11 protein-coding genes are annotated in these 12,801 nt (G+C 63.8%); 5 read left to right on the forward strand and 6 right to left on the reverse strand.

The genetic code is table 11. The features are described from left to right. Positions 1-125: 125 nt before the first annotated feature. The 3 genes from XH98_RS10445 to XH98_RS10455 form a co-directional block, all read right to left on the reverse strand. Positions 126-1,220, reverse strand: a complete 1,095-nt coding sequence (locus XH98_RS10445) for an HD-GYP domain-containing protein (protein WP_271600374.1) — start codon at positions 1,218-1,220, stop codon at positions 126-128. A 391-nt stretch (positions 1,221-1,611) separates the two neighbouring features. Then, positions 1,612-3,897 carry a xanthine dehydrogenase family protein molybdopterin-binding subunit gene (locus tag XH98_RS10450; protein ID WP_271618531.1) on the reverse strand — a complete coding sequence of 762 codons (2,286 nt, stop codon included), beginning with the start codon at positions 3,895-3,897 and terminating at the stop codon, positions 1,612-1,614. Next, the gene (locus XH98_RS10455; RefSeq protein WP_057754010.1) at positions 3,894-4,385 is read right to left on the reverse strand and encodes a (2Fe-2S)-binding protein; all 492 of its coding nucleotides are present in this window, start codon (positions 4,383-4,385) and stop codon (positions 3,894-3,896) included. Before XH98_RS10455 ends, XH98_RS10450 begins: the two co-directional genes overlap by 4 nt. A gap of 422 nt (positions 4,386-4,807) precedes the next feature. Between XH98_RS10455 and XH98_RS10460 the strand changes: the two genes are divergently transcribed. The 3 genes from XH98_RS10460 to XH98_RS10470 all read left to right on the forward strand — a co-directional run bounded on the left by XH98_RS10460 (position 4,808) and on the right by XH98_RS10470 (position 6,917). Continuing rightward, on the forward strand, positions 4,808-5,572 hold the full coding sequence (locus tag XH98_RS10460) for an alpha/beta fold hydrolase (RefSeq protein WP_271618532.1): 765 nt from the start codon (positions 4,808-4,810) through the stop codon (positions 5,570-5,572). 23 nt (positions 5,573-5,595) lie between these two features. Next, positions 5,596-5,937 carry a hypothetical protein gene (locus XH98_RS10465; RefSeq protein ID WP_271600371.1) on the forward strand — a complete coding sequence of 114 codons (342 nt, stop codon included), beginning with the start codon at positions 5,596-5,598 and terminating at the stop codon, positions 5,935-5,937. A 305-nt stretch (positions 5,938-6,242) separates the two neighbouring features. After that, positions 6,243-6,917 carry a dienelactone hydrolase family protein gene (locus tag XH98_RS10470; protein ID WP_271600370.1) on the forward strand — a complete coding sequence of 225 codons (675 nt, stop codon included), beginning with the start codon at positions 6,243-6,245 and terminating at the stop codon, positions 6,915-6,917. Between the two features lie 130 nt (positions 6,918-7,047). On the opposite strand, the gene XH98_RS10475 is transcribed toward XH98_RS10470, so the two are convergent. The 3 genes from XH98_RS10475 to XH98_RS10485 all read right to left on the reverse strand — a co-directional run bounded on the left by XH98_RS10475 (position 7,048) and on the right by XH98_RS10485 (position 9,208). Continuing rightward, positions 7,048-7,800: a polysaccharide biosynthesis/export family protein gene (locus tag XH98_RS10475; RefSeq protein WP_271618533.1), complete on the reverse strand. Its 753-nt coding sequence runs from the start codon at positions 7,798-7,800 to the stop codon at positions 7,048-7,050. A 233-nt stretch (positions 7,801-8,033) separates the two neighbouring features. Next, a complete protein-coding gene (gene msrA, locus XH98_RS10480; RefSeq protein ID WP_271618534.1) occupies positions 8,034-8,690 on the reverse strand; it encodes a peptide-methionine (S)-S-oxide reductase MsrA in 657 nt (218 codons plus the stop codon). A gap of 200 nt (positions 8,691-8,890) precedes the next feature. Further along, positions 8,891-9,208: a hypothetical protein gene (locus XH98_RS10485; protein ID WP_057754029.1), complete on the reverse strand. Its 318-nt coding sequence runs from the start codon at positions 9,206-9,208 to the stop codon at positions 8,891-8,893. Positions 9,209-9,596: 388 nt separating this feature from the next. On the opposite strand from XH98_RS10485, the gene rpsT reads away from it, so the two are divergent. Next, a complete protein-coding gene (gene rpsT, locus XH98_RS10490; RefSeq protein WP_057754033.1) occupies positions 9,597-9,863 on the forward strand; it encodes a 30S ribosomal protein S20 in 267 nt (88 codons plus the stop codon). A gap of 1,322 nt (positions 9,864-11,185) precedes the next feature. After that, positions 11,186-12,598, forward strand: a complete 1,413-nt coding sequence (gene dnaA / locus XH98_RS10495) for a chromosomal replication initiator protein DnaA (protein ID WP_271600381.1) — start codon at positions 11,186-11,188, stop codon at positions 12,596-12,598. Positions 12,599-12,801 lie beyond the last annotated feature (203 nt).

Raw genomic sequence — 12,801 nt, forward strand, 5'->3', positions numbered from 1 at the left:
TAGTCCAGCGGATTGCGCGAAGCGCAGACCGCTCGGCGTAACCCACCATGCTTCCGCGAATGCCGAACAAAGTTGGTGGATTACGCCTGCGGCTAATCCACCCTACGGCTGCTGAGAATGCAGCCTCAGAACGATCCCAGCGCCACCGGGCGGAACGCCTGCAAGAGCTGCTGATCCAGCTTGCCGCCCATGCCTTCCATCATCGTGAAGGCGCGTGCATGCGTGAACGGCATCCGGTAGGCGCGCTTCTCGACGAGCGCCGCGTAGATGTCGACGATCGTCGTCACGCGCACGATATCGCTGATCTGGTTCGACGACAGGCCGTTGGGATAGCCGCTGCCGTCGAGGAATTCGTGGTGATGCAGCACGACGTCAAGCATCTCCGGCGGGAAGCCGCCTTGGGCTGCGAGCGCGTCATAGCCGCGGCGGGGATGCTGGCGGACTTCGGCCATCTCCTCATCGGTGAGCTTGCCGGGCTTGTCGAGCAGGTGGGAGGGAACGAAGGCCTTGCCGACATCGTGCAGCAGCGCGGCGCGGGTCAGGCGACGCTGGTCGTCCTCGCGCATGCCCAGATGCTGGGCGAAGGACACCGCAAAGCCGGTGACGAACAGGCAGTGCCGGTAGCTGCCGACATGGTGGCAGCCGACAGTGGTGAGCCATTCGCGCAGCGAGGAGTGCTTGATCGCCTTCAGGATCTTGTTCTCGGCGGCGATGACGTCGTCGAAGGTCAGGGGCACGCCGAGCGGCAGCTTCTCGAACATCTTCTTCAGCACCGCATGCGCCGCCTCGACGCCGCGGTTGAGCGTCTTGCCGCGATCGGTCGCGTCATAGACGGCGGTGTCCGGGAAGGCGGCGCGGATGCGCTGCAGGATCGCCTCGGCCTGCAGCGGCCGCGAGATGGTGTCGGTGGCGCCCAGCGCCCAGGCCTGCATGGTGCCGTGATGCAGCGCATCGGCCAGCACAAACAGCCGCGGCATCGAACGATAGGCCTCGCCGCGCAGCTTGTTGCGCACGCGCTGCACGCTATCGGGCGAGCGGAGGTTGATATCGACGACGAGGCCGGAGAGGTCGCGGGAGGGCTTCTCGGGAATCTCCTGCGTGGTCACCGTCGAGACCTCGCCGACCGCCTTCAGGATGCTGGCGAGCTCGGTGCTCGCATCGCTGCGGTCGGAGGCGAGCAGAAGCCGGCGTTTGGCGGCGGGTTTGGCTGGCGCGTTCATGGCTTCCCCAAAAGCACGGGAGTGTCTTCAGCATCAGCCTAAGCCGGATCAGGTTCTCCGGCTCTTAAGAGGCGTGCTCAACGGGACCTGCCGGAATTGCACGCAATTTTATGGACCGGGCTTCCCCCAAACGCGAAAACAACCCCATGCACAGTAGGAGGGCCGTTGATGAATAAGAGGAATTTCGAACGCTCTCATCCACTAGCTGTCGTCGCCCGGCTTGTCCGGGCGACCCGGTACGCCGAGGCAGCGAGGCTGGAGCCGAGAAGCCGCGGCGTACTGGATGCCCCGCCTGCGCGGGGCACGACAGCGAGGGTGTGGAAACGGCTCCCAAAACAAATCCGCCGGAGGTGGGCCCTCCGGCGGATCATCTCGGCTCACGAGCAGCAGCTTACGCCTTCATCGCCCCCTTCACGGCTTCCGCCGTGATCGGCAGCGCACGGACGCGGGCACCGGAGGCGTTGAAGATGGCGTTGCCGATGGCGGGGGCCACCACCGTCACCGCGGGCTCGCCGACGCCGGTGGCGTTCTCGCCATTGGCGATCACGGCGACCGCGACTTCGGGCATCTGGCTCATGCGCAAGGGCGTGTAGCCATCGAAATTGGTCTGCTCGATGCCACCGTCCTTCAGCGTCGCCTTCTCGTACATCGCCAGCGACAGGCCCCACAGCGCCGCACCCTCGACCTGGGCGCGGATGTTGTCGGGATGCACCTGGGTGCCGACGTCGGTTGCGACCGTGAGCTTCTTCACGGTCACTTCGCCCGAGGGCACCACCGCAACATGCGCGACGCAGGCGGTCCAGCTTGCCGTCGCGCGCTCCTGCGACGACACGCAGGCGACGCCCATGCCTTCACCCTTCGGCAGCTTCTTGGTGCCGTAGCCGGCAAGGCCCATCGCGGCGAGCAGCGTGTTGCGCAGCCGCTGCGCGCCGCCGTCGTTCTTGCCGGCGCCGTCGAGCAGCGAGATGCGGAATTGCGCCGGATCCTTGCCGGTCGCAGCCGCGATCTCGTCGATCATGCTTTCGACCGCCCAGAAGGTCCAGCCCGGCGCCACGGAGCGGAGCTGGCCCGACGGGGTGGCGTTGTGTGCCATCTCGTTCTTGATTGCGCGCACATTGTGGTTCGGCACGGTGTAGAAGAAGTCCGAACCGTTCACCGTGAACGCGTCGAGCGGGCCCTTCTTGTCGACCGAGGGCGACAGGAAGTCGGGAATGCCCCAGCGCTGGGTCGGCCAGGCCGAGACCACGTCGTGGCTGAGCGCAATGAGCTTGCCGTCGCCGTCCACGCCGGCCTTTACTTTTTGATAGGTGAGCGGACGCGAGAAATCCATCGTCATGTCGTTCTCGCGCGTGTAGATCACCTTCACCGGCTTGCCCACGGCCTTCGCCGCCTGCACCGCCGGCACCATCATGTCGGCGTCCAGCCTGCGGCCGAAACCGCCGCCGAGCCACATCTGGTGCATCACCACGAACTTCGGATCGATCCCGGCAGCGCCCGCCGCGATCGCGCCGGAGCGCGTCGCGAACTGGTTGCCGGAATAGATGTGCAGGATGTCGCCCTTGAACTCCGCGGTGGCGTTCATCGGCTCCATCGGCGCGTGGATGTTGATGCTGGTGGTGTACTCCGCCTCCAGCACCTTGGCCGCCGAGCCGAGCGCGGCTGCGACGTCGCCGTCCTTGACGAAGAACTGGCCGGAATCGTCGAGCCCCTGAAGCCGCTTGGCTTCGTCAAGCAACGACTGGCTCGACAGCTTTGCATTCGGACCGCCGTCATAGCTGATCTTGAGCGCCGCCGCCGCTTTCTTGGCGTTGGCATAGGTGCTGGCGACCGCGACCACCCAGCCCGTCGTCGTCTGGGTCTTGTCGTCGAGGATGACGGCCTTGATGAAGCCCGGCACGGACTTCGCGGCGGAGTCGTCGACCGATTTCACCGTGGCGCCGTAGCGCACCGGCGGCGTGACGATCGCGCCATAGGCCATGCCCGGAATCATCACGTCGATGCCGTATTTGGCCGTGCCATTGGTCTTGGAGGGGATGTCGATCTGCGGCACCGACACGCCGATCATGGTGTATTGATCAGGTGTCTTCAGCTTGATCGCCTTCAGCTCGTCGGGCGTGAAGGTCTTCTTTGCCTTGCCGCTCTTGACGATGTCGGCGAAGCTCATCGACTTCTTGGACCTCGGATGCGTGACCATGGAGTCGCGCACCGTGAGCTCCGAAGCCGGCACGCCCATGGACGTGGCCGCGCCTTCCGTCAGCGCCATGCGCCCGGCGGCACCCGCCCGGCTCATCGCGTCGAAGTTCATCATGGTCGACCAGCTGCCGCCGGTGATCTGCGCACCGAGCACGGGATCGTTGAACTTCGGATCATTGGAGGCGAGGTTGACCCGCATGTCGCTCCACTTCGCACCTAACTCTTCGCAGACGATCTGCGCCATGGTGGAGGCGATGTGCTGACCCATGTCGGCCTTGCCGCAGGTCACGGTGACCAAGCCATCCGGCGAGATCGAATACCAGACGCTCGGCTCGAAATTGGCGGGCGCCGCGGCGAGTGCTTCACCGATACCGGGCACGCCGGCATAGCCGAGCACGAGACCGGTTGCGGCGGTGCCGACCAGGAAGGAGCGGCGGCTGAGATCCGATGTCTCTGGTGTGACGGTCTTCACGTGCTTATTCATGTGGGCCTCCGCTCGTTGCCGGCGGCGGATGCAGTGCGCATCTCGGTGGCGGCGCGCATGATGGCCTTCTGGATCCGCGAATAGGTCATGCAACGGCAGAGATTGCCGTCCATATGCGCCACGACCTCTTCCTTGGTCGGATTGGAATTCTTCGCCAGCAGCGAAGCCGCCTGCATGATCTGCCCCGACTGGCAGTAACCGCATTGCGGCACCTGCTCGGCGATCCATGCCTTCTGCAAGGGATGATCGCCCTTGGCGGACAGCCCCTCGATGGTGGTGATCTTCTTGCCGGCGACATCGCCGACCATGGTCTGGCACGACCGCACGGCTTCGCCGTTGACGTGCACGGTGCAGGCACCGCACAGGCCGGCACCGCAGCCGAATTTCGTGCCGGTCATCTGCAATTGTTCGCGGATGGCCCAAAGGAGCGGCGTGTCGTTTGCCGCATCCACGGACATACTCCGCCCGTTGATCGTGAGCGTTGGCATAGGCGTCTTCCCCTGCCGGTGCATGACGCCGCTTACGGCGGCAACTTGATTGACGGACGCCCACCGGGCTGGCCCCCGCCTTGCGCGCAAGAATGATCGCGTTCGTGGACGGAGGCAAATGCAATTTGGAATCGATCGAAACCAACCAGGCAGTCACGTGTTGTGCGTTGCGACAACGGCGCTGAAGTTAGCGGCTGGACGCAACAAGCGGCGCGCGAGGTGTACATGCATCGCGATCGCGACGGTTTCCGCGAAGTAACCTTGCGGGCTAGCGTGCAGAGAACGAGACAGTGTCGTAGGGTGGGCAAAGCGAAGCGTGCCCACCATCCGTTGCAATCGGAGACAGGTGGCGGGCACGGCGCAAGTGCGCCTTTGCCCTACGATTCCGGGCTCGCAGACAAGGACAACAAAGGGCGGAAACAATGCCAAGGATCGATCGGGACGGCGTCGGCATCTATTACGAAGTACATGGCGACGGGCCGCCGCTGCTGCTCACCCATGGCTATTCCTCGACCTCGGCGATGTGGCATGGCCAGATCGAGGCGCTGGCGAACTACCACAAGCTCGTGCTGTGGGACATGCGCGGTCACGGGCAGTCCGACTATCCTGACGATCCCAAAGCCTACAGCGAAGCGCTGACCGTCGGCGACATCGCGGCGATCCTCGACGTCGTCGGCGCCGAGCGCGCCATCATCGGCGGGTTGTCGCTCGGCGGCTACATGTCGCTTGCGTTCTATCGCGCCCATCCGACGCGCACGCGCGCGCTGTTGATCATCGACACCGGTCCGGGCTTTAAGAAGGACGACGCGCGCGAGGCCTGGAATGCGCGGGCGCTCGCCTCCGCCGACAAGCTCGACCAGGAAGGTCTCGCTGTGCTGAAAGCGGCAACCCGCGAACGCGCCACCGCCAGCCATCGCAATGCCAAGGGGCTGGCGCTGGCCGCGCGCGGCATGCTGACTCAGCGCGATGCCGCGGTGATGGAGCTGCTGCCCGACATCAAGGTGCCCTCACTGATCGTGGTCGGCGCCGATGACACGCCATTCCTGGCGGCGTCGGATTACATGGCGGCAAAAATCCCGGGCGCACAAAAGGTCGTGATCCCCGCGGCCGGACACGCCGTCAACATCGATCAGCCCAAGGCTTTTGTTGACGCCGTGCTGCCTTTCCTGAAGAACTTGCCGGCATAGACGGCGAGAGGAGAATACGGGCGATGAAGCGGGTCATCTTGGCGGCGGGCGCAGCGCTTCTCATCATGGCAGCATCCGTGCAGGCCGAGCCGCTCGGCACCGTGCCGCTGCGGCGTCCCTTCGTCGACACATTGTCGAACAACACGCCCCTGGCGTTCGGGATGGACGCAGATCAGACCGCGCATGCGCTCGGACAGCCCCTGCACTACGTCAAGGGACGGCCCGGCAACGAGATCTATCTGGCGCTTCGCGATCTCGGTGGCAGCGGACTGGTGCCGTCCCGTCATCGCCTGTTCCTGCAATTCCGTCATGGACGGCTGGCAGGATGGAAAGAGGATTATGGCGACAACTGGATGTGGGAGTGAGGCGTATCCCTCCCGTCTCGGAGGCGGTAGCGAAGTCGGCCAAGCAAACGGTGCTGTAGGGTGGGCAAAGCGAAGCGTGCCCACCGCAGTGCCAGCAAGCACAAGATCGTGGGCACGGCGCTGCGCGCCTTTGCCCACCCTACGGCACTGCCTCCCCTCATCCAGAGGGCATTCGCACCTGAGAATCCATTGTGCGGCTGTCTCTGAGGCCCGATGGATTGCGGGTTCGCGACTTCGTCGCGCGCCGGAATGACGAGAAACAGGAACGGAATTCAGATCAACACCAAACAAGAAGGACAACCCGCGTGGGACAAGACATCAAACTGACGGCGTCGGACAATTTTCAGCTTGGCGCCTATCGCGCCGATCCCGCTGGCAGCCCGAAGGGCGCGGTGGTGGTGATCCAGGAGATTTTTGGCGTCAATCATCACATCCGCTCGGTCTGCGACCGTCTCGCCGGCGAGGGCTATGTCGCGATCGCGCCGTCGATCTTCGACCGGACGTCGCCGGGCTTCCAGTCCGGCTATACGCCCGACGAGATCGCGGAAGCGCGAAAATTCGTCGCCAATCCGGATTGGGCGGCGATGCTGCGCGATACCCAAGCCGCGATCGACGCCGTGAAGGATGTCGGCCCGGTCGGCATCATCGGCTTTTGTCTTGGCGGCAGCATCGCCTTCGTGGCTGCGACGCGGCTCAACGGCCTGAAGGCCGCGATCGGCTATTACGGCGGCGCCGTCGTGCGCTTTGCCGATGAGACGCCGAAGGTGCCGACCCAGCTGCATTTCGGCGAGAAGGACGCCGGCATTCCGCTCACCGATGTCGAGACCGTCAAGGCCAAGCGGCCCGACGTCGAGGTCTTCATCTATCCCGGCGCCCAGCACGGCTTCCATTGCGACGAGCGGCCGAGCTACGACAAGGCCAGCTCCGAGATCGCCTGGCCGCGCAGCATGGCGTTCCTGGCGAAGCATTTGACGAAGTAGCGCGCGACTCTCTCCTCCGTCATTCCGGGATGCGCCGCGAAGCGGTGCAGACCCGGAATCCATCAGGCGACAGAGACGGTGGACGAATGGATTCCGGGTTCGCGCTACGCGCGCCCCGGAATGACAGGTGCTAGAACCAGCGCTCGCCGACGAACACGGTGTCGCCGGGGCTGACGGGGGTGCCGAGCGGCACGACGGCGCGCATGGCGCCGCCGGCTTCGGCGTGGGTCACGGTGACCATGTCGCGTTTGGCGCGCGGCGAGAAACCGCCGGCGATCGCGACGGCGCTCTCGACCGTCATGTTGGGCACGTAGGGATATTGGCCGGGCGCTGCGACTTCGCCGAGGATGAAGAACGGGCGGTAGGACTCGATCTCCACAGCAACCGAGGGCTCGCGAATATAGCCGTTGCGCAGGCGCGCGCCGATCTCGCCGGCAAGGCCTGCCGTGGTGCGGCCACGCGCCGGCACCGCACCGATCAGCGGCATGGTGATGGAGCCGCCGGCATCGATGGCGTAGCTGTTGGTGAGACCTTCCTGGCCGTAGACCACGACACGCAGCTTGTCGCCGGCATCGAGGTGATAGGAGGTGTCATAGCGGATGGGGGCAGCCATCACCGGTCCGCCATAAGCGACCGGCAGGGGTGCGGGCATCGAGGCAAAGGAATTCGTGAGCGCATCGATGGCGCCGCCGCCGCTGTTGGCAACGACGACCGGATGTGGCGCGCTGTAGGGCGAGCCATAGGCCATAGTGTCGAGATCGGGGCGAGGCTGCACATAAGCGACGGGACCTGTGGTCTGCATGCAGCCGCCCAGGGTCAGCGCGGCGGACGCTGCCAAGGACACTGTCATGATCGACCACCGAAACGCGCGCAGAACCCGCACCGGACCATCCCTGAAAACGAGACAGGGCCAGTGATGCACCCGGTATGGTTAACAAAGGGTTGAGGGGGTCGGCAGCGCGACCGTCGCAGGCATCGTGGGAAGCAACCAATCCCCGCAGACGTTGCCACGCCGTCATGCCCGGGCTTGTCCCGGGCATCCACGTTCTTGGTGCGGCTCGAAAGTGCGTGGATGGCCGGGACAAGCCCGGCCATGACGAGGGTTTGCGGCTAGCCCTACGCACTCACACCAACACCGATCGGACACGACACGCCGGTGCCGCCGAGGCCGCAATAGCCGGCGGGGTTCTTTGCCAGATATTGCTGATGATAATCCTCGGCAAAGTAGAACGGACCCGCAGGCGCGATCTCGGTGGTGATGGCTCCCAAGCCCTTTGCCTTGAGCGCCTTCTGATAGAGCGCCCTGGATTCGTCGGCGGCCTTCTTCTGCGCATCGGAATACGTATAGATCGCACTCCGATATTGTGTGCCGACATCGTTGCCCTGGCGCATGCCCTGCGTCGGGTTGTGGTTCTCCCAGAACGTCTTCAAGAGCTTCTCGTAAGAGATCTTCTTGGGATCGAACACGACCAGCACCACTTCGGTGTGGCCGGTGCGGCCCGAGCAGGTCTCTTCATAGGTCGGGTTCGGCGTGTGACCGCCGGCGTAGCCGACAGCGGTCGTATAGATGCCCTCGCCAAGCTCCCAGAATTTGCGTTCGGCGCCCCAGAAGCAGCCAAGCCCGAACACGGCCTGCTCGAGGCCATCAGGGGAGGGCGGCTTCAGTTTGCTGCCATTGACGAAATGGATGCTCGCCGTGGGAATGGGCTGCGCGCGGCCGGGCAGCGCCTCAGCTGCATCAGGCAATGCGGTGGACTTGCGCATGAACAGCATGATGGAATCTCCGAGAAACGAGCTGGCGCGCGCATCAGCCAGGTGCTCAGGCGGCGGGCTCGCGATTGCGTGGGAATATAGGTCTTTACGCAAGCAGCGGCAGTGTTGTTACGCCGCCCCTCGTTCCGAGCTCGATCCCGGCGGGAATTGAAAGATCAATCCCGGCGGGAATTGAAGATCAATCCGGCGGGAATTGAAGTTCAATCCCGGGAATAGCCGATCAGCGGCTTGCGCGGGCGGAACAGGATCATCAGGAGGATGCCGAGCAGGCCGAGCACGGCGAAAACCGGCTGGTCCAGTACCAGGCGGATCACCGAGGTCCAGAGCCAGGGCGCCTTGGCCTCGACCCAGGTCCGGAAGGCGGACTGGCTGGCCTGGTTGATGTCGTTCCAGAACTGGCCGAACCGGGTGAAGCGGAGGGTCTGGTCGGCCACCCAGCGGGCGCCGTCATAGACCATGAAGAAGAACCCGCCGGCCAGCAGCAGCAAGCCAATCAGTCGGAAAAAGCCGCGGATCATACCCCACCCAAATTGGTCGCCCGGTCGGACGACGGCGATAAACGCCGTCAGCCAATAGCCAAGAGACGGCAGAAATTCAACCTCATCAGGGCGTTACAGCCCCTTTGGCACGCCCGGAAGCCTGCTTTTCCAGCCCCTAAAGCGTTGACGGTGCCAAAGACCCCCTCTATAAGGGCGCCAACTGGCGGTGGGCGCAATCCTGCCGCCGCTGTTCTTTGAGCAGTTGCAGGCTCTTTTGGGGCCGCAGAGATGACCGCAAGGCTCATCGCTCATGTTCCGGGAACGGCCCAGCAACCGAACACCCTAAATCCGAGCGTCGATTCCGCGGTCAAGCTGCCGGCGCTACCCGACCAAGACGCGACCGGTACCCGCAAAGGACATTGAGACCATGGCCAACACTACCTCCGCCAAGAAAGCGACGCGCAAGATCGCCCGCCGCACCGCCGTCAACAAGTCGCGCCGCACCCAGATGCGCGGCGCCGTGCGTACCGTCGAAGAAGCCATCAAGAGCGGCGACCGCGCCGCCGCCGCGAAGGCGCTTGCCGCTGCCGAGCCCGCGCTGATGCGCGCCGCCCAGCGCAACATCATTCACAAGAACAACGCCAGCCGCAAAGTCTCGCGCCTCACCGCGCAGATCGCCAAGCTCGCCAAGTAAGCTCGCGAAGTAAGGTCGCGAAATAATCCTCGCGAAGTAGATTTGTTCGCGCCAGGCCAATCGCGTCATTTGATTGGTTGAAGCAGATATCGCAAGTCTCGATCAGCCCGGCTTTCACGCCGGGCTTTTTGCTGCCTGTTACAATTCACCCTTGCAGTCTTTGCGCGACCGATCTTGCGTTGGAAGAGTATCATCGGCTTCGCCATGCCGCGCCCGTAGTTTTACCTGCCATTGGTTTTACCTGCCATTGTTTTGCAACAGCTGAAACCTTTGATTGCGCTACGCTGCGGTGCGAAAAACCACTGCGGCGCGGGCCTAAATTGAATTCGCGCGAAGCAAAGTTCTGCACACCGTAGTTTCACCGGAACCTGTTTTCTGCTCGGGTTACCCTGTGAAACGAGACTCAAAAAACGGTGTCTCGCTAATCACTTATCGACATAGCGGCGACAAGCATTTGGAAAATTCGCTTGCACGTCGCGCGCGTGACGATTTTGTAAATTTTTTTTGGCGGCGGCGAAGTCGCTGTCACATGACACGCGCGATTTTCGAATCTGTGCACGAATCCAAAAACTTGGTCTCAAGGCTGTGAACAACTCGTGCGCGGCGTTAACGCTGGTCAAGTTTTTTGATGCCTCGAGTGTGAATCAATTTCGTTGCGAGTCTTTCCGCTTAGTGTATTCCTTAAGTCGTTCGCGGCGCCCACGATCTTCAGACCAGCGCGGTTTAAGAACGAGGCGAGCGTGCAAATCGGCGGCGGTGTGCACGTAGGCGACGCTCCAACAAGCGATAGTCGGATAAACCCGTAGCAATATGGGAACGGTAGCTCTTTGTCTTGACCTCTCCAAGCGGGATCTTTGCGATCCCGCGCATGTGCAAGATCATATGCGAGAGGCATCTTGAGACTACCCCGACGCGCATGATGGCGTGGCCGAACGGACGACACGAGCAGACGGGCTGGACATCCGCGAGTTGAGTACAGCGCGGAGGTTCTTTTACGCAGGACCTTGCCGTGAGCGATCACGGCAGGACGGGGAGGTATCATGGCCTACGGATTCAACGCGGTATTGACTTTCGCTTCATCGTCCAACGATGCCGTTTCCAATCCGTCCTGCGACCAGCCTCCCATTTGCGACGACGCGTCGAGTACGCGCTGACCTCGCGAACCCTCCATCTCCGACATCGCTGGCCTGACCCGCGGCGCTTCCGCCGAAGGGTCGAGCTATGCCCGAATGATGGACTCGCTCGAGGTCGCGCCCTGCATGGCAGGAACTCTGCATGGCGCTCACCACGCAACCTTATCTCTCAAGAAAAGTTTTCAAATGATGACGAACTCGGAACAGGATCGCTGGTCGCGCGTGAAGAATCGCCTGCGCTCGAACGTCGGCGAAGACGTCTATACGAGCTGGTTCGCGCGCATGGATCTGGAAGGCGTGCAGGACGAGAGCGTGCGACTGTCGGTGCCGACGCGGTTCCTGAAAAGCTGGATCCAGGCCCATTATGCCGAGCGCGTGCTGTCGTGCTGGCAGGCCGAGATGCCGGAAGTGCATCGCATCGATCTCACCGTCCGTTCCGCGGTGCGTCCCGTGATGCAGCCGAAGGAAGCGCCCGCGCCGGTCGAGGCGCGCCGCGCCCCCGCGCCGGAGCTGCGCTCGACCGCGACCGCGCCCGTTTCCGCCAATCATGACGCGCTCGGCGGCTCGCCGCTCGATCCGCGCCTGACCTTTGCAAGCTTCGTCGTCGGCCGCTCCAACACGCTGGCCCATGCGGCCGCGCGTCAGGTCGCCGAAGGCCGCCGCGGCGACGCCGTGATGTTCAACCCGCTCTACATCCATGCCGGCGTTGGGCTCGGCAAGACGCATCTGCTCCAGGCGGTGACCTGGGCCGGCAATTCCGGCAATGAGCGCAAGGTGCTTTATCTCACCGCGGAAAAATTCATGTACGGCTTCGTCGCCGCGCTGAAAACCCAGACGGCGCTCGCCTTCAAGGAAGCGCTGCGCGGCATCGACGTGCTCGTCATCGACGATCTCCAGTTCCTGCAGGGCAAGTCGACGCAGGCCGAATTCTGTCACACGCTGAATGCGCTGATCGATGCCGGCCGTCAGGTCGTGATCGCGGCCGACCGTCCGCCGTCGGATCTCGAGAGCCTCGACGATCGCGTCCGCTCGCGCCTCGCCGGCGGCCTCGTGGTCGAGATGGGCTCGCTCGGCGAGGAGTTGCGCCATGGCATCCTCAAGTCGCGCGTCGCAGCCGCCCGCACCCATCACGCGACCTTCGACGTGCCGGAGGAGGTGCTGCTTTATCTGGCCCGCGCCATCACCCATAACGGCCGCGACCTTGAAGGCGCGATCAACCGGCTTCTTGCTCACTCGAAACTCAACAACCAGCCGGTGACGCTGGAGATGGCGGAGCGCGAGGTGCGCGATCTGATCCGCCCCTCGGAGCCGAAGCGGATCAAGATCGAGGACATCCAGCGCGTGGTGGCGCGGCAGTACAATGTCAGCCGCTCCGACCTGTTGTCCTCGCGCCGCACCGCCAATGTGGTGCGTCCGCGCCAGGTGGCGATGTACCTCGCCAAGACGCTGACCCTGCGCTCCCTCCCCGAAATCGGCCGCAGATTCGGCGGCCGCGACCACACCACGGTGCTGCACGCCGTGCGCAAGATCGAGGCGCTGGTCTCCAAGGACAATGCGCTGTCCGAGGAGGTCGAGTCGCTGAAGCGCCAGCTGCAGGAATAAACGCCTAAGCCTCCTGACATGCTCCCGCCGCCCCGCCATACCTGGGCGGCGGTCGTTGTTTTGGCGGGTAAATCGTGGGGAACTGGCTCCCGATCCCTTGAATCCCGGGGCCATCCGCGCCACCTTGCGCGACCCTGACGGCTTTGGTCATATCGGCTCGATGACCCGGCCTTCCCAGGGTCTTCGGTGCCGCGGCGCGCTGT

It is taken from the genome of Bradyrhizobium sp. CCBAU 51745 (assembly GCF_028128715.1).
Classification (GTDB): domain Bacteria; phylum Pseudomonadota; class Alphaproteobacteria; order Rhizobiales; family Xanthobacteraceae; genus Bradyrhizobium; species Bradyrhizobium manausense.